This window comes from Pseudomonadota bacterium, from assembly GCA_041395565.1.
Taxonomy (GTDB): domain Bacteria; phylum Pseudomonadota; class Gammaproteobacteria; order UBA9214; family UBA9214; genus UBA9214.
Genome location: JAWLAI010000006.1, coordinates 296,377 through 313,159 on the forward strand (window position 1 = coordinate 296,377; position 16,783 = coordinate 313,159).

Below are 16,783 nucleotides of genomic sequence, written 5' to 3' on the forward strand. Positions count from 1 at the left end.
GACAGCCGCGGCAGACCGCCCCCGAACTACTTACTGTCACATCCCGGGCAGGGATCGACGAGTATGCTGTCCATAGGACTGCCAGGCGCTGCCTGTACCTGTTCTGACTGGCTGGTCACCGGGCCGCCCTGAGTGTCCGCCGTCACCGCCTCTGCCACCGGCTCGCTGCCGGCCTGCTCCGGACTGCCGAACGATCTGTCGTAGAGCAGCGTAACCTCGACCCGGCGGTTGCGTGCCCGCCCCTCGGGCGTGTCGTTGCTATCCACCGGCATGATATCGCCATAGCCCTCGACTCGAAACCGGTTCTTCGGAATTCCCCCCTGCCGCATCAGCTCATGCACGACGGTAACAGCGCGCGAGGCAGACAGTTCCCAGTTGGAGCGGAAATGAGAATTTGCAATCGGCACGGAATCCGTATGCCCCGCGACCACCACTGAGCCGGGGTTCGACCCAATGGTACGCGCCATTTTTTCCAGCACCGATTTGAATGGCTCGATCAGCAGGTTGCTCGCCGAGGCGAACGATCCGCGCTCCAGGATTCTGATCACGATAGTCTCGTCGACGATATCGACCTCGACGAATCCGTCATTGATCTCCGATTCCAGCGCCAGGCGCAGACGCTCTTTCTCTGCCTGTAACGCCTCCTCGAATGCCTTGGACGGTTTGGGTATCTCCAGATATTGACGGAAATCATCCGTGGTGACCTGTCGCATTTCATTCTGCGGAGTGGATTCGTCAGGCTTGCCTGCACTGAACTCCTGCGCAATGATATTGATACCCTTGGGCGGATCCTTGACATTGATCTCGCGCTGGATACCGAAGGCATCCCGCATGGATCCGGCAACTTGCTTGTATTTTTGCTGATCCATCTCCGAAAAGGAGAAAAGCAGCACGAAAAACGCCAGCAGCAGCGACATCAAATCCGCGAAGGTGAGTACCCAGGCGGGGATACCTGCCGGACACTTGGGCGGTGGCGGGCAATCGCAGTTTTCAGCCATTCGATGTCATCAGGCAACCGCCTCAGGCGGCCGCCTCCTTCTCTTCCTTGGCGAATTCGCGCTGCGTGACCGGAAGATAGGTTTTCAGCAGATCCTCCACGACACGTGGATTGAGCCCGGCCTGAATTGCCGAGATACCCTCCAGGATTAGCGACTTCGTCATTCGTTCCTGCTTGCTGCGCAATGACAGCTTGTCGGCTATCGGCAATGCAATCGCGTTGGCGATCACCGCACCATAGAGCGTCGTCAACAGGGCGACGGCCATGGCCGGACCGAGCGCCTTCGGGTCACTCATGTTGGCCATCATCTGCACCAGACCGATCAGCGTGCCTATCATGCCCATCGCGGGGGCGACATCACCAATCGACTTGAAGATACTCTGCCCTTCTTCGTGCCGCTCAATAGTGAGATTGATATCGTTGGACAGCATCTTGCGCACGAAATCCGCATCGTTGCCATCAACGACAAGCATGACGCCCCGCCGCAGAAATTCATTTTCTATTTCCACCTGTTCCAGTCCAAGCACCCCTTCCTTGCGCGCGATATTCGACAGCTCGACGCATTTTTCTATCAATTCCCTGGGCGTTTGCATCTTGTGGAGAAATGCCTTCGCCGCCGCCTTCATGGCATGCACGGCAACTGACAACGGATACTTCATCAGTACGACGGTCATGGTGCCCGCCACAACGATCATGAGTCCGGGCCCATTCACGAAAATGGCGAAACTGCCACCCATCAGGATGGCGGCGGTGATAGCGCTGAGAGTACCTACCAGGCCGATTAAGGTAGCGAGATCCATTGCTGTCGTGGCTCCTTGCCTGCATTACTGCCATCCTCAGGGATGGCGTTTCCCCGTTGTTTCTGAGCTGCATGCAGCCCGGCGGGTACCCGGTCATGCCTGTACCGGATACCCGCTGTGTCGGACAAATACGCTGAAACTTTATTACTGCACAACGTGTTGACGGCAGCACCCCGCATGCACATTACACCCGCGGGCGGCACCGCCACTGGGCCCGGACGCGGCGCCGGCAAACCACCTCCGGCGCGGCCACCCTCCTGCGTACGGCGCCTGCGCCCAATGGTATATAAAGAGGCCCCTGTTATTGCCGATATCGGTTCGAACAGGATCAGTTCAGGTACGGCGGGCAGCAGCAGGGATGCCGGCATCAATCAGCCAGGGATTGGATACAACGCATATGGGATGCACAACTCGCTGTTACTTGCATGACAACACCATTGTACTCGGCGAACATCTCGGCGGGATCGATACACATGAGTTTTGCGACCAACTGGATACCGTCAATCCGGATTTCGACGTGATAGTCGACGGCTCCAGGGTACAGGACATCGACACATCCGCCCTGCAGTTACTAGCTGCGCTGGCGATCCACCTGCGCAACAATGGACACCGGCTGTGCTGGATATCACCATCGAGCAGCCTGCTCGCCACGGCCCTGCTGAGCGGCCTGTCGGATCAGCTTGGACTGGATGTTCCCTGATCTGTTGTACCTACGTGTGATGCATGCGGCGGAAACCGTACCACCGCAATCGGACCGGTGAGCGCACCAGACCTGGATTTTTGGAAAACGCGAAAAACTCGACAGATTGCTGCCGCGGCTGCCCATAAGCTTCGACTGTCAGTAACGGCAAGCCCGCGCAACGAGGGAATACGAATATGAACAGCCAGAGGTTCGGACAGTTCCTTGTCGCAAGGGGCTTGCTAACAGAGGCAGAACTTTCCGCGGCGGTCGAGCTTCAGCTGTCACGGCAGTCACTGCTGGGGCAGGTCGCGATACGGGAACAGTACATGACCGTCAGGCAGGTCATGGACGTGCTGCGCAGCCAGGCCGGCACCAACATGCAGTTTGGCGAGGTCGCCGTGCAGCTTGGTTACCTGGACGAACCGGATGTCGAGGAGCTGCTCAATCTACAGGCCAGCACCAGGCCGCAACTGGCGGACATCCTTATCGAACAGGGAAAATTGTCAGCGGAGAGCTACCTCAGGACACTGGATGAATTCCACGCCAGCCCGTTGGATAGCAGCCCACCTGCCAGGGCCGCCGGCAATTCTGAAAGATAAGGCCGGAGTCAGCCTCTAGACCCGGCGCGCGCACAGGCTGCTAACGCGCAAGGTCCGGAACATTTCCAGATCCTGCCCGTGGCAGTAACGGCGATGATCCTGGTCGAAGGCAGACCGCAGGTCTATGCGGCAGGTGCCGCGTTATCGCCGAGTCCGGCACCGTTCTCCAGCGCCATGGAATAGACCAGGCAGCGGTTGCGGCCGTTCCTTTTCGCGACATACAGCGCCTTGTCCGCGGCCTCCACCAAATCCTCCACCGAGGCAAATGCGACGCCCTCCCCCATAACGGCAACACCTATGGAGGCGGTAACGTTGATTTCTTTGTCGACGCCGACGCGGTGCCTCAGACTACGGAACATGTTCACGAGTCTTTCGGCAATGACCCGTGCAGTGCTCTCACCACGCCCTGGCGTGACGATCACGAATTCCTCGCCACCATAGCGGGCCACGATATCGTCGTCACGAGTACCTTCCGAGAGCACTCTCGCTGCGCGCTGCAGCACCTGGTCACCCGCCTGATGGCCATAGGTATCATTAACCTTCTTGAAATGGTCAAGGTCAACAAACATCACTATCAACGGCCAGTCACGCTCACTGGCCATGGAAAACTCGTGCGCGAGTTTCTGGTCGAGGAAGGCCCTGTTATAGAGCCCGGTCAAACCGTCGCGGCGCGAGTGCTCCTCGAGTTCTCGGGTTCTCGATTCCAGCACCTCTGCCGTTTCCTGTAGTCGGTCGGCCTGCTGCAGCGTCTGGAGATTCATCATCATGAGCATCTCCTTCGCATTGTCCAGCAGCGTGTCTGAATAGTTGTAATCACTGAGATCGGTATTGAAAATATCCTGCACTTCGGCGAGATCCGCATTCAGGGCGACCAGCATCTCGCGGAAGGCGCTCTCGTCTATCCCCAGGCGCGCGCGGGTTGCCTCGGCAACGATCTGCAGGTTGTTCTTTTCGCTTGGACTCTGTATCGCATCAACAATCTGTCCTGCAACCGCTACACAATGCAAAAGTTTGCCCATCTCGGCGACATCTTCTGCAACCCTGTCGGCATGACTGTACTTCACCGCCTCCAGCAGATAACCGGGAAAACCCCATTTTTCCAGTATCCAGCGGCCTATGACTGCATGATCGGCCCCGAGTTTGGCGCACTCGCCTGCCGCAAGCGCAGCGTGATCGTGCTGGTCGACTCCGAGACTGCGATAGAACTTGGGTTCCATCTTGTCGATCACCAGCATACCGATGTCCTGCAACAGGCCGGCCAGGAATAGCTCTTCCTTGGTGCGCAATCTGATCGCCGCCCCCAGGCGCCGCGCACAGGTGGCTGATGCGAGCGAACGTTTCCAGAAGAGATTGTAGTTGAAGCCCTGATCGGCGTTGTTGTGCATGGTCGAAGCCAGCGAAAAGCTAAGCGCCAGCATCAGGGTGCCATTAAGCCCCAGCAAGGTTATCGCCTGATGCAGGGTCTCGGTCTTGCGCCGCAATGCATAAATAGGGGAGTTGGCCACCCGCAGGACCTTCGCAGCGAGCGCCGGGTCGGTGCTGATGATGTCGGATACCATACCGATATCGACTTCCGGGTCCTGGGCAAGCTCGATGACCCGCAATGCCACCACCGGCGGGCTGGGCAGATTTGTGCAACGCTCAAGCCGTGCCTGAAGCTGCTCGCTAAGCTGCGATTCCGTGTTCACATTCACACTCCCTGTGATCATTCCTTGCTCTGCCGCCGGCATGGACTCCCGGGATCGTTCCGGCTTGCCGGCGCCCGCGACTTCCTGCCACGCGATTCCAAGGATGTATCGTCTCGCGCCCACAGATATTTAATACTTTAGTACTAGCGCCGAGGCGCAGCCACAACCCGGCCAGGCTTGATATCTGCTTACGAATCGTCCAGTTAGCCTACTTCCGGCTGATCCAGGCCCCTTTCAACCCGTACTGGGCGTCGATCTCTCTGGCGTAGCGCCTGGCGTCCGTACTGCTGGCGAATCCCGGCACCCGCAGCCGGTAGATTTGGCCACCATCGATCTTCACGACCTGGCGCTCGACGGAGATTCCCTGGTTCCTGAGTCTGTCGGCCAGGGCGGCAGTCGATTGCTCGTTCGCGAACGCGGCGACATTGACAACCCATTCCTCACCAGCCTGCCCTCCCCCGTTCACCGCCTGTTGCACGGGTGATACGTGTTGCGCGGAAATCTGCGTTGTTACATCCGCCCCGGTCGCGGCACCCGCCGGCATGGCAGCAGCAGCCGTGGCCGGTTGCGCAGGGCTGACTGCCGCTTGCGCATCATTTGGATTTGCCTGAGGCTGCAGTCGCGCCTCGAGCGCCGCCAAGGCGGCCTGTTGCTCATGACGCAGGTCTGCAAGCATTGCCTCTGTTACCGCCCGGTTGTCTGCGACAGTGGCGCCCAGTAGCTCCATTTCTGCAGTCAACTGCGCCAGGCGCGCCTGTACTGTCTGCTCCCCGGTCACCACTCGCGGCACGCCCGCTGTAACAACCCCTGCGCCGGTGCTATCCGCTTGCGTGGCCTTGCCGGATAGGTTGGCCAGGGGCTGCCTGCCCGCGCCGCTGCCCTTGGCGTCGTCAGATGACCCGGTATAGCTGCCGGCGAAATACACCACGCCCATGACCAGTAGCAGCGGAAGTACCAAGCCGAACGCACGGTTGCGCGGCAGCAGGGTAAGCAGCTGCGCCGACAGCGCCTGCAACTCGTCCCTGAAGGCAGGTGCCCTGGGAGGATCCTCCGGCACGGCGTAGGAATCTTCCGGGACCTGGGGCGGCTTGCGGGTAGCAGCTCCGGGCGGTCCTTCGTCGCGAATCCTGGTGATGATACTGCTGAGGTTTCTGTTGCTGTCCATGATCGTGTCCCCGCGCTGCCTGCTCGCCCCTGGAAACAAACCAGTCGGCCGGATTCTCGCATACCACGGGCAGACAGACTACCGGTCTGTCATCGCGCAACGACACGGCTCTGCTGCCTGCATGCAATCGTACATATCCTATGGCACCGGAACCGCACCAGCGGGCACCCGTCAGGACGAACCGCATCTGCCTGTCCGCCGGTTCCTGCTCAAGTCATGCGCGGGCAGGCCGATATATCCGGTGGCAGAACAGGAGGTGATCGAAAATGGCGGATTTCGACAGAATCACTTCGCTTCCCCCGATACCGCATGAGCTACCGCGTACCCGGCAGCTGCCGCAGCATCCACCCGCACAGAAGGAGCGGCAGGGCTCCCGTCACAGGCAGAGGCACGATGACCGCGCCAGCGATAGCGGAAACCGGCCCCATATCGACGACTATGCCTGAAGCGACCCGGCAGCGGGTCGAGACGGTGCTCAATCCAGTGCATCAACCCTGACCAGCAGGCGAAAATACCGCGGGTCACCGCGCTGCGTCTGAACCTGGCGTATTCCAGCCAACGCAGGCGGCAGCAGCAGGTTGCCACCCGCATCCAGCCATTGCCCGATACCGCCATGCAGGACGGTTGCCAGACCGGCACCCCCCAGCGCTGATGCGCCCTGGCTGAACTGCGCCATGTGCACTACCACCTGGTCACCGCGGCGGTGCACCTGCAGCAGTAGGCCACGCTCGTGTGTGACAGGCGACGCGCTGACGACGGCGGCTGGCCCGTGCCTGCTGTACCCCAGCCAGGGCACGTGCTGAGCGGGCGCCGAGTCGCCGGCTGAGACGAGCGCGGTTTGCCCTGCCTCGAGCACGACCTGCCAGCTGTTACCATTGTTCCTGCGGGTCGCCGCACGGCGGCTTCGCTCCGCCCCAAGTACCGTCCGCCGCCGCCCCAGCAGCTCCCGCACTTCCGTAGGATCGGTGCTGCGCAGCACCGTCACCCGCAGCTGCGCAGGCGGCGCGCCAGTGACGGGCATTGCCGGGACTGCCGCGCAAAATAGTGCGGCCACACAGACAACAAGCCTGGCCCGCACCTGCAGCCGCCTCAGCTGAGACATTCTCCGGCCAGGGTTTCAGCGCGGATGAGTCGCTCAACGAAAAATTCCAGCCCCCCGGTCGCCTGCTGGGGCGCAGGCCAGCGCTCGGTACGGTCTGCCATCTTTCTGAACGCCAGCGCGGAGCGACTGCGCGGATAGGCCTCGACCACCGCCACTTGCCGCTGTACCGACTTGCGCAAATAGTCATCGTAGGGGATCGCGCCCATGTAGCCCAATGTCACGTCGAGAAATCGCTGCGCCACCCGTGCCAGCTTGTCGAACAGCTGCCTGCCTTCATGCGCGCTCCCTGTCATGTTGGTGAGCACATGGAACCGATCGACGCCATGATAGCGATTGAGCACCTTGATGAGCGCATAGGCATCGGTAAGCGACGCCGGATCGTCACACACCACCACGACAACTTCATGTGCCGCGCGGCTGAACGTCACCACGCTGTCGGACAGTCCCGCCGCGATATCCACGATCATCACGTCGACATCATCCTGCAACTCGCTGAATGCCCGAATCAGACCGCCCTGCTCTGCGGTAGTCAGGTTGAGCATGCGCTTGGCACCGGATGCAGAGGGTACGATGCGAAGCCCCGCCGGCCCATCCACGATGACGTCGTCGAGACTGACATCACCTGCAATGACATGGGACAGATTGCGCCGCACATTCAGACCGAGCAGGACATCGACATTGGCCAGACCGAGATCCGCGTCCAGCAGCATGACCTTCCTGCCCTGCTGCGCCATGGAGACGGCCAGGTTGATGGAGATACTGGTCTTCCCCACCCCACCCTTGCCGCTAGCCACGGCTATGACCTTGACCGGCCGCGACAGCGCGGCCATTCTGCGCAGGCCAGCCGCCTGATCCACGCGCTCCTCAGGCAGTTGCGTGTACATGCGCTCTGGCCTCCCTGTCGCCGAGGGCATGCAGCCATGCCTCATCCGATTGCATTGGTATCCCCCGCTCGGCGAGCAGCACGGCATGCGCTGTCAGCTGGCGGGCGCGAGCCGGGTGAAAGTCATCCGGCACGCACTGGCCATCGCCGGTATATGCGAGCGGAAGACCATGCTTGATCAGTACCGACAACGCTCCCCCGAGGCTCGTCGCCTCGTCCACCTTCGTCAGGATGCACCGGTCCGGCGCCAGGGCTGCGAACGATTGCATCACGTCATCATTAACTGACAGCTGGGCGTTGGCGGCAAGCACGAGATAACGCCGGATTCCGCTGGGAACGGCCTTGAGCATGGCAAATTTTTCCAGCAGGTCGGCATCGCGCTGACTGGCGCCGGCAGTATCGATCAGGATCAGCTTGCGGTCACCCATCTGGTTGAGAATGACCCGCAGTTCCTCTTCATCGCCGGCGATGAAGACCGGAACGCCCAGCAGCTTGCCGTACGTGCGCAGCTGGTCATGCGCACCGATCCGATAATGGTCCATTGTGACCAGCGCCACGTGCCGCCGGCCGTGCCGCAGTGCGAAGCGCGCCGCCATTTTCGCGATGGTGGTGGTCTTGCCTACACCGGTGGGACCGATCAAGGCCACCACACCACCGGCCTCCATCAGGTCGTCCCCGGCGATGGGCAGCAGGCTTTCCAGTTCCGAGAGCGCGATCTGCCAGCCGGCGTCGGTATCGTCAATACCCAAGACCCGGTCGGCGATGCGGTTGACAATCACGGGATGCAGCCGCACCCGCTCCAGCCGCGCAATGACATCCGCGCGCACCGGCTCGCGCCGGCGCATGGCATCCCAGCCGAGCTGCGCCAGCGGAACTTCCAGCATACTGCGCAGCGCACGGATTTCATCCTGCATGCCGCTGATGACCTGCAGATCGACCGCCGGCGATGAAATCTCGCGGTGTGCCAGCGCAACCGGCTGTTCCTGGTCCGGCGCTGTGGCCGGCGTTTCCGGCGCAACCGCTGCAGCGACCGGCGCTGCCACGGGCACATCGCGCAGGTCCTCTTCATAGTCCACGGCGGCAATGATCTCGACGCCATCCTCGGTCTTGCGACTCGACAGGATCAAGGCATCGGGACCCAGCTCGTCGCTGACCCGCTGCATTGCGTGACGCATCTCCGCTGCGCTGAAACGCTTCATTTTCATGTCAGCTACCTCCGTGTAACCTGCCTGTCACTGCACGTCTGCTCATCCGGCCATGGCATACGACTCGCCGCCGATGGTGCCAACCACCCGCACCTGGCGGTTGTCGGGCACCTCGTTATAGGACAGCACCTGCAAACCGTGTACCGCGCCGCGGATGAAGCGCGCCAGCCACTGCCGCAATGCCGGCGCCACCAGCAGCACCGCGGGCTCGCCGTTCAGTTCGCGCTGCCGGGTGTTTTCCGCCAGCGCCCGCAGCATGCCGTCGGCCAGCCCCGGCTCCAGGCCCGGACCGCCTTCGTGCGCACCCTGCATAGACTGAAGCAACAACTGTTCCAACTTCGGATCCAGCGCCATCGCAGGCAGCGTTTCTTCCATGCCATTGATTTTCTGATAAATCATACGCGACAACATCACTCGCACCGCCGCTGTCAGCACGTCGGGATCCTGACTGCGCACGCCAGCCTCCGCCAGGGTTTCGGCGATGGTGCGCATGTCGCGGATCGGCACACCCTCCTCGAGCAGGTTTTGCAGCACCTTCACCACCACCCCGAGCGACAGCGTCTTCGGGACCAGCGTCTCGACCAGTTTCGGTGAGCTCTTCGCCAGCATGTCGAGCAGTTGCTGGGTGGCCTCGTGCCCGAGCAATTCGTGAGCCTGCTGCTGCAGGAGGTGACTGAGATGCGTGGCCACGACCGTGCTCGCATCGACCACGGTGTAGCCGAGCCGCTGCGCCTCGTCGCGCTGACCGGTATCGATCCAAACCGCTTCCAGCCCGAATGCCGGATCGCGGGTTTCGACACCCTTGAGCTTGCCGAAGACCTTGCCGGGATTGATTGCCAATTCCTTGTCGGGATAGACCTCCGCCTGCCCGACCGGAACGCCCATCAGGGTGATCCGGTAACCGCCCGGCGCCAGATCGAGGTTGTCACGGATATGCACCGGATCAATGAGGAACCCGAGTTCCTGCGACAGTTTCTTGCGCACGCCCTTGATACGGGCCATCAGCTGCCCGCCCTGATTGCGATCTACCAGCGGTATCAGGCGGTACCCCACCTCGAGCCCGACAACATCGACCGGCTGCACGTCGTCCCAGCTGAGATCGGCATTCTGCGGTTCTGGTGGCGGCGCTTCGCGCGCTTTGGCGGCATGCTGCGCCGCGGCTTGCTTCTGCTTCATGATCAGCCGCGCCAACGCCCCGAGTATGGAGGCGATGGTGATGAAGACCAGGTTGGGCATGCCGGGGACGATGCCGAGGACCCCGACGATGGCGGCGGCGATCAGCAGGGCGCGCGGGTGGCTCAGCAGCTGCCGGACAAACTGCTGGCCCATGTCCTGTGAAGCGGACACGCGGGTCACCATGATCGCAGCGGCGGTTGACAGCACCAGCGAGGGAATCTGCGCCACCAGGCCGTCACCGATGGTGAGCAGGATGTAGTTCTGTGCCGCATCGCCCAGCGAAAGATCGTGCTGCAGCATGCCGACGGCGAAGCCGCCGATGATATTGATGAACAGGATCAGCATGCCGGCCACGGCATCGCCACGCACGAACTTGCTGGCACCGTCCATCGCCCCGTAGAAATCCGCCTCGCTGGCGATCTCCTCGCGGCGTGCACGCGCCTCCTCCTGGGAAATCAGGCCGGCATTGAGATCGGCGTCCACCGCCATCTGCTTGCCCGGCATCGCGTCGAGGGTAAAGCGTGCGCTGACCTCGGAAATGCGGCCGGCACCCTTGGTCACCACGACAAAGTTGATGATCATGAGAATGGCGAACACGATGAGGCCCACGGCGTAGTTGCCTCCCACCACGAACTCGCCGAATGCCTCGATGACATGGCCGGCGGCTGCGGTACCCTCGTGTCCGTTCAGCATGATGACGCGAGTGGAGGCGACGTTGAGCGCCAGTCGCAGCAGTGTTGCAATGAGCAGGACTGTCGGAAACACCGCGAACTCCAGCGGCTTGATCGTGTATACCGCGACCAGCAGCACGATCAGGCTGAGTGCGATATTGAAGGTGAACACGAGATCGAGAATCATTGGCGGCAACGGCAGGACCATCATGCCGAGCAGCAATACGAGAAGGACGGGGGTACCGAGCCCGACCAGCATGCGCGGGCTGAATGACGGGAAACCGCTGTTATTCGCCATAGATCACCTGTCTGTAGTCACTATGCATCCCGGCGCAGTTCCGGCGGGATCGGGAACTCGTTCGGCACCGCCGGCGCCGGCACGTGGGTTTTACGCACTGCGCGCAGCTGGTAAACATAGGCGAGCAGCTGCGCAACTGCGATATACAGCCCCGCGGGAATCTCCTCACCGATGTCGGTACTGAAGTACAGCGCACGTGCCAGTGGCGGCGCCTCGACGATGGTGACATCGCTGGCGACAGCGATCCTGCGGATTTCGGCTGCAATCAGATCCGCGCCTGATGCCACCACCTTGGGCGCGCCCATCTTGTCCTGGTCGTAGCGCAGCGCCACAGCGTAATGGGACGGGTTGGTAACCACGACATCCGCGGTCGGTACATCCTGCATCATGCGCTGCTGGGCCATGCGCCGCTGCACGGCGCGGACGCGGCCCTTGAGTTCCGGACTACCCTCGGTCTGCTTGGCCTCGTCCTTGACTTCCTGCTTCGTCATCTTCAACTTGTTCGAGTGATCCCAGAGCTGGAACGGCACATCCACCGCCGCTATCAGGATCAGCACCGAGCTCATCCCCACGAAAGACCAGCCAATGACATGCGCAGCGTGCTGCAGACCCGCCTCGAGCGGCTCGGACCCCAGCATGAAGAGTTCACCGGCACGTTGCCGGAGCAGGAAATAGCAGACCACGGCGACGACCAGGAATTTCGCGAATGATTTAAGCGCCTCGACCGGCGCACGCAGTGAAAAGATCCGACCCAACCCCTTGACGGGATCGAGCTTCCCGAAATTCAGCGCCAGCGCCTTGGGACTGAAGGACCAGCCGCCCAGCGACATGGGCGCGAACAATGCGACCAAGAACAACAGCAGCAGGAACGGCAGGAAGGCCGTCAGCACCTCGACCAGCACCTCCCCAAGAAACGGCTGCAGGAAGGCAGGGTCGAGCAGGCTGTCCCGGGGGCGGGTCAGGGCCGCGGTCATCTGGCGTGCGAGCCCCTCGGCCATCGCGCTGCCGAAGGCGAGCAGCCCGCCTGATGCGGCCAACATCAGCAGAACCGTATTGAGGTCACGCGAACGCGGAATATCACCCCGTTCGCGCGCTTCCTGGATGCGCTTGGGGGATGCGCGTTCTGTGCGCTCCATGCCGCTCTGTTCAGCCATCCGTCACCCGCCACTCAGCAGTGTGCCCAGCATCTCGAATGCCGCCTGCACGAGATGCGAAACATGCGGCGTGATGCCCGGCAGGCTCACCATGATCACGATAAAGCCGGCGCCCATCATGACCGGAAAGCCCACACCGAAGATGTTCAGCTGCGGCGCCGCACGGCTCATCACACCGAAGGCGAGGTTGATCAGCAACAGGGAGGCGATCCCGGTGAGCGCGATCAGTACCGCACCGGCGAACATCCGTCCGCCCCAGCTGACGATGTCCCAAAGCCCGTTCTCGGACAGGCCATGGACGCCCACAGGGAGGGTCTGAAAACTGTCGACGAGCAGCTGGATCAGCAACAGGTGGCCGTCCAGCGCAAGAAAGATGAGTGTCGCCAGTGTAAGGTAATACTGCGCGATCACCGGCACCGTCACGCCATTCTGGGGATCGACGGCGTTGGCAAAACCTAGCCCCATACTCATCGCGATCGATTGCGCCCCGATCACGATCGCCGCAAAGGCCAATTGCAGGGTAAACCCCATGGCCAGACCGATCAGTATCTGCTGCGCGCTGACCAGCAGGCCCGTCGCACCGAGCGGATCGATTGCCCGCGCGTCCGAGGCCACCAGCGGCGCCATCATCAGCGCCAGCACCAACGCCAGCACCAGCCGCACGCGTACCGGCACCATCCGCGCTCCGAATACGGGCGCTGCCACCAGCATCGCGCCGATGCGCATGAATGGCCACAGGAACGCGGCTACCCAGGCATGCAATTGCAGGCTGCTGATCGTTAACATGTCGCATCCACGCTAGCCGATCAGCGCCGGAATGTTCTCGAACAGGCGGCGCGTGAAATCCACCACGAGATTGATCATCCAGGCACCGGCAAGCAGCAGCATCAGGGCGATCATGGCGAGCTTGGGGATGAAGCTGAGCGTCATTTCCTGGATCTGGGTGGCCGCCTGGAACATACCGACCAGCAAGCCGACCGCCAGTGCCGCACCCAGTATGGGCGCTGACATGAGCACGGTGATCTTGATGGCTTCCTGTCCGAGCAGGATAACGCTTTCCGGTGTCATGGCAGTTTCCTCCGTGAAACTTCGCCTGGCCCTGTGCGGCCTAGATGTAGAAGCTCGATGCCAGCGTGCCCATGATCAACGACCAGCCATCCACCAGCACGAACAGCATGAGCTTGAACGGCAGCGAGATGATCATGGGAGACAGCATCATCATACCCATCGACATCAGCACGCTGGCCACCACGAGATCGATAACCAGGAACGGAATCAGCACCAGGAAACCGATCTGGAAGGCTGTCTTCAGCTCGCTCGTTACATAGGCCGGAACCAGCAGCGCAAACGGCACCGTCTCCCGCGACGCCAGCGCATCGTCCCCGTAATGCGCGATGTCGGCGAACATGCCGAGGTCGGTCTCCCGCGTCTGATCCAGCATGAATGTGCGCAGCGGGGCCGCACTCTGCTCCAGCGCCTGCTCGGCGCTGATCTGCTCATCCAGATACGGCTTCACCCCGTCGCTGTAGATCTTGTTGAAAACCGGCGACATCACAAACAGGGTGAGGAAGAGTGACAATCCGATCAGGATCTGGTTGGACGGCGTCTGCGCCGTACCCAGCGCCTGGCGCAGGATTGCAAGCACGATGACGATGCGCGTGAACGATGTCATCGAGATCAGCGCGGCTGGCAGCAGCGACAGCGCCGTCATCATCGCCAGCACCTGGATGCTCAGGGTCCAGGTTTCCCCGCCGTTGCCTGCCGGCGCGACGGTCACGGCTGCCAGCCCCGGCGCGCCGGCGGCCGGCGCGAGCGGCAGCAGCATGAGCGCCGCCAGTATGAAGAACCGTTTCATGATACCCGCTCCCCGCCCAGCATCTGCCTGAGTCGTTCCGCGAAACTGACCGGTGCGTTTTCCTGCGGCACCGTGGCGACCTGCTGGTCGAGCACGTGCACCCGGCTCACACGCCCTGGGGCGACACCCAGCAGGACCTGGGTCTCGCCGACCTGGACCAGCACGATGCGCTCGCGCGCGCTGAGCGCGATGCCGTCGATGACGCGCAGGGTGCCATGCGCCGACGCCCGCAGACCGCCAGCCCGCTTCATCAGCCAGGCAAGTACTGCAATGCTGACCAGCACGATGGCAAGACCAGCCAGAAACTGCAGCATGAAGCTGCCGTCCATTACCTCACGCGTCATGCCGATCGGAGATGGCGCCGCGGCAAGGACCGGCACCGGGACTGTCGCCAGCAGACACAGCGTGCCGATCCAGCGCCGCGCCTTGCTGTGGAATTCTACTGCGGACATGGACATGACCTCGTTACTTGAGCGTGTTGACGCGTTCTGCCGGACTGACGACGTCACTGAGGCGAACGCCGAATTTGTCATTCACCACGACGACCTCGCCGTGTGCAACCAGCGTGCCGTTGACGAGCACATCCAGCGGTTCGCCTGCCATCCGGTCCAGCTCGACCACGGCGCCGCGTGCCAGCTGCAGCAGGTTCTGGATGCTGATCCGGGCGCGACCGATTTCCATGGACAGCGTGACCGGGATGTCCAGGATCACGTCCAGACTGGTCTCGCCCTTGCGTCCGGAGCCGGCCTCCTCGCCGAGTTGCTGGAAATCAGCGCGTTTGTAATCAGCCGCATCCTTTGCACCGCTGCCTGCAGTTGTCTCGGGCGCCGCAGCTGCGCTGGCGCCGGCCGGATTCTTGTCGTTCATCTGCTCGCTCATGCTCCGCTCCTGTTACTTGTTACGCCGTGACTTGTCCGTGCGCTCGATTTCGCACTCCACCTTGACGGCATTGCAATCGTGAAACACGCCGAACTGCCCCCGGAACAGCGGCACATCGCCTACCTGCAGGGTAACCATGCCGGGACTGCCGACGGGGATGATGTCGCCGGGCCGCATATCTACCACATCGCGTAGCGACAGTACGGTCTCCGCCATACGGCCGAAGATCTCAACCTCGGCGTCCTGCAGATTCTGCTGCAGGGCAAGCAGCCACTGTTCGTAATTGGCCGACATGCTCTTGCGCAACCCCCCATCGAGCAGGTCGCGTATCGGTTCGATCATCGATACCGGCAGGGCGATGTGAAACTCGCCGCCGCAGTCTGCGAATTCCACACGGAAACTCGAGATGATGAGCATCTCGCGCGAACCCGCCAGCGACGAATACTGTGGATCTGCCTCTGCCCGCACGAAGCGCGGCTCCACTGGCAGCACCTTGTCCCATGCGGCCGCCAGATCCTGCAGTGTCTGGTTCAGGACCAGCTGGATTATGCGGCTCTCGGTCGGCGTGAACTCGCGCCCGATCATCTGGTTGCGGTATTTGCCGGTACCGCCGAAGTAGATATCCACGATGCTGAATACCAGCGCCGGATCCAGCACCACCAGTGCTTCGCCGGTGAGCGGCGCGATACTGATGAAATTCAGGCTGACGGGCAGACCCAGACTGTGGATGTAATCCATGGTCCGGACCGTCTGCAGGCCTTCCTCGGTAATCTCCAGACTACGCTGGAGCATCTGCTCCAGCCCGTCCGCCAGCTGCTTCACGAAGCGCGTGTTGATCTTTTCCAGCACCGGGAGCTGACCACGCACGATATGGTCCTGGTCGGTCAGGTCGTACGGCTGCACCTCACCCGCGGGTGCCGGCGCGGCCCCTGCAACCTCGCCGGAGGCGACCCCTTCCATCAGGGCATCGACCTCCTCCTCAGACAGGATTTCGTTCTCGTTCATGGCGGCTAGTGCACCCTGTCCAGCGACCCCGGGAGACACGCCCACGCTGCCGCCGCACCAAGCGGTGCTGCGCCGATCGCGCTATCGGTATGCGTACGCACCGGGCCATCGGACGGATGCCGGCGGCATACCGGTCCGGTAGCGGAACGGTTCTGCGCGGCGGCAATGCCATTACCGGGGGGAAGCAACACCGCCATGACGGTGAGAACGATCTTCTTCATAAGCATCCTGCTTGTCTGTGTTCGTCCATGTAAGGTCACCTGGATCGTGACCTGATTTCGGTAATGCAATTGGCATGCCATTGCAGTGATTTATAATTTATGTATATAAACAATGTGTTGCAACGGCTAGCCCGCGGGCAGACAAAATAATGACGATCGATATTCGGCGGGTGGCAAGACATTGCCGGGATCCCGGCAGTCCGGCGGCAAAAAATTGCAGGTATACGCCACCGCAGCACAGCCAACGCCCGCCCCGGTCCCGCGCGTGATTCCGCCGCTTGCGCCTGCGGCTGCCCGTCACGATCCGTGCCCGGCCTGATCCCGCCGCCGCACTCAAGCGGGCTCCGCAGAAAATTGCCAGTTAAAACATAGCGCTGCCGACGGTTCACTGACTGGGAGCGGA

General features: G+C 61.9%; 18 protein-coding genes. 2 read left to right on the forward strand and 16 right to left on the reverse strand.

The window, feature by feature from the left end; all coding sequences use genetic code 11:
- Positions 1 to 26: 26 nt before the first annotated feature.
- Positions 27 to 998 (reverse strand): flagellar motor protein MotB, encoded by a 972-nt coding sequence (locus R3F42_11240; protein ID MEZ5542604.1) that lies wholly within the window; start codon positions 996 to 998, stop codon positions 27 to 29.
- Positions 999 to 1,020: 22 nt separating this feature from the next.
- Positions 1,021 to 1,797 (reverse strand): flagellar motor protein PomA, encoded by a 777-nt coding sequence (gene pomA / locus R3F42_11245; protein MEZ5542605.1) that lies wholly within the window; start codon positions 1,795 to 1,797, stop codon positions 1,021 to 1,023.
- Between the two features lie 397 nt (positions 1,798 to 2,194).
- Between pomA and R3F42_11250 the strand changes: the two genes are divergently transcribed.
- A complete protein-coding gene (locus tag R3F42_11250; GenBank protein MEZ5542606.1) occupies positions 2,195 to 2,497 on the forward strand; it encodes an STAS domain-containing protein in 303 nt (100 codons plus the stop codon).
- Positions 2,498 to 2,673: 176 nt separating this feature from the next.
- Positions 2,674 to 3,078 carry a hypothetical protein gene (locus tag R3F42_11255; protein ID MEZ5542607.1) on the forward strand — a complete coding sequence of 135 codons (405 nt, stop codon included), beginning with the start codon at positions 2,674 to 2,676 and terminating at the stop codon, positions 3,076 to 3,078.
- A gap of 122 nt (positions 3,079 to 3,200) precedes the next feature.
- Here the strand turns inward: R3F42_11255 and R3F42_11260 are convergent, their stop codons facing one another.
- From R3F42_11260 to R3F42_11325, 14 genes are all read right to left on the reverse strand, one after another.
- A complete protein-coding gene (locus tag R3F42_11260) occupies positions 3,201 to 4,766 on the reverse strand; it encodes a GGDEF domain-containing protein (GenBank protein MEZ5542608.1) in 1,566 nt (521 codons plus the stop codon).
- Between the two features lie 208 nt (positions 4,767 to 4,974).
- On the reverse strand, positions 4,975 to 5,931 hold the full coding sequence (locus R3F42_11265) for an SPOR domain-containing protein (protein MEZ5542609.1): 957 nt from the start codon (positions 5,929 to 5,931) through the stop codon (positions 4,975 to 4,977).
- Between the two features lie 475 nt (positions 5,932 to 6,406).
- Positions 6,407 to 6,952, reverse strand: a complete 546-nt coding sequence (locus R3F42_11270) for a hypothetical protein (protein MEZ5542610.1) — start codon at positions 6,950 to 6,952, stop codon at positions 6,407 to 6,409.
- 68 nt (positions 6,953 to 7,020) lie between these two features.
- Positions 7,021 to 7,917 (reverse strand): MinD/ParA family protein, encoded by an 897-nt coding sequence (locus R3F42_11275; GenBank protein ID MEZ5542611.1) that lies wholly within the window; start codon positions 7,915 to 7,917, stop codon positions 7,021 to 7,023.
- Complete coding sequence (gene flhF / locus R3F42_11280) at positions 7,898 to 9,121, reverse strand: flagellar biosynthesis protein FlhF (GenBank protein ID MEZ5542612.1); 1,224 nt, start codon at positions 9,119 to 9,121, stop codon at positions 7,898 to 7,900. Before flhF ends, R3F42_11275 begins: the two co-directional genes overlap by 20 nt.
- A gap of 42 nt (positions 9,122 to 9,163) precedes the next feature.
- A complete protein-coding gene (gene flhA / locus R3F42_11285; protein ID MEZ5542613.1) occupies positions 9,164 to 11,266 on the reverse strand; it encodes a flagellar biosynthesis protein FlhA in 2,103 nt (700 codons plus the stop codon).
- 20 nt (positions 11,267 to 11,286) lie between these two features.
- The gene (gene flhB, locus R3F42_11290) at positions 11,287 to 12,420 is read right to left on the reverse strand and encodes a flagellar biosynthesis protein FlhB (GenBank protein MEZ5542614.1); all 1,134 of its coding nucleotides are present in this window, start codon (positions 12,418 to 12,420) and stop codon (positions 11,287 to 11,289) included.
- Between the two features lie 3 nt (positions 12,421 to 12,423).
- Positions 12,424 to 13,206, reverse strand: coding sequence for a flagellar biosynthetic protein FliR (gene fliR / locus R3F42_11295; GenBank protein MEZ5542615.1), 783 nt, complete (start codon positions 13,204 to 13,206; stop codon positions 12,424 to 12,426).
- Positions 13,207 to 13,218: 12 nt separating this feature from the next.
- Complete coding sequence (gene fliQ / locus R3F42_11300; protein ID MEZ5542616.1) at positions 13,219 to 13,488, reverse strand: flagellar biosynthesis protein FliQ; 270 nt, start codon at positions 13,486 to 13,488, stop codon at positions 13,219 to 13,221.
- A 40-nt stretch (positions 13,489 to 13,528) separates the two neighbouring features.
- Positions 13,529 to 14,275 carry a flagellar type III secretion system pore protein FliP gene (gene fliP / locus R3F42_11305; protein ID MEZ5542617.1) on the reverse strand — a complete coding sequence of 249 codons (747 nt, stop codon included), beginning with the start codon at positions 14,273 to 14,275 and terminating at the stop codon, positions 13,529 to 13,531.
- Positions 14,272 to 14,727, reverse strand: a complete 456-nt coding sequence (gene fliO / locus R3F42_11310) for a flagellar biosynthetic protein FliO (GenBank protein ID MEZ5542618.1) — start codon at positions 14,725 to 14,727, stop codon at positions 14,272 to 14,274. The genes fliP and fliO overlap by 4 nt, the downstream gene beginning before the upstream one ends.
- A 13-nt stretch (positions 14,728 to 14,740) precedes the next feature.
- Complete coding sequence (gene fliN, locus R3F42_11315; GenBank protein ID MEZ5542619.1) at positions 14,741 to 15,154, reverse strand: flagellar motor switch protein FliN; 414 nt, start codon at positions 15,152 to 15,154, stop codon at positions 14,741 to 14,743.
- Positions 15,155 to 15,166: 12 nt separating this feature from the next.
- Positions 15,167 to 16,159 carry a flagellar motor switch protein FliM gene (gene fliM / locus R3F42_11320; GenBank protein ID MEZ5542620.1) on the reverse strand — a complete coding sequence of 331 codons (993 nt, stop codon included), beginning with the start codon at positions 16,157 to 16,159 and terminating at the stop codon, positions 15,167 to 15,169.
- A gap of 5 nt (positions 16,160 to 16,164) precedes the next feature.
- Positions 16,165 to 16,380, reverse strand: a complete 216-nt coding sequence (locus R3F42_11325) for a hypothetical protein (protein MEZ5542621.1) — start codon at positions 16,378 to 16,380, stop codon at positions 16,165 to 16,167.
- Between the last annotated feature and the right edge of the window lie 403 nt (positions 16,381 to 16,783).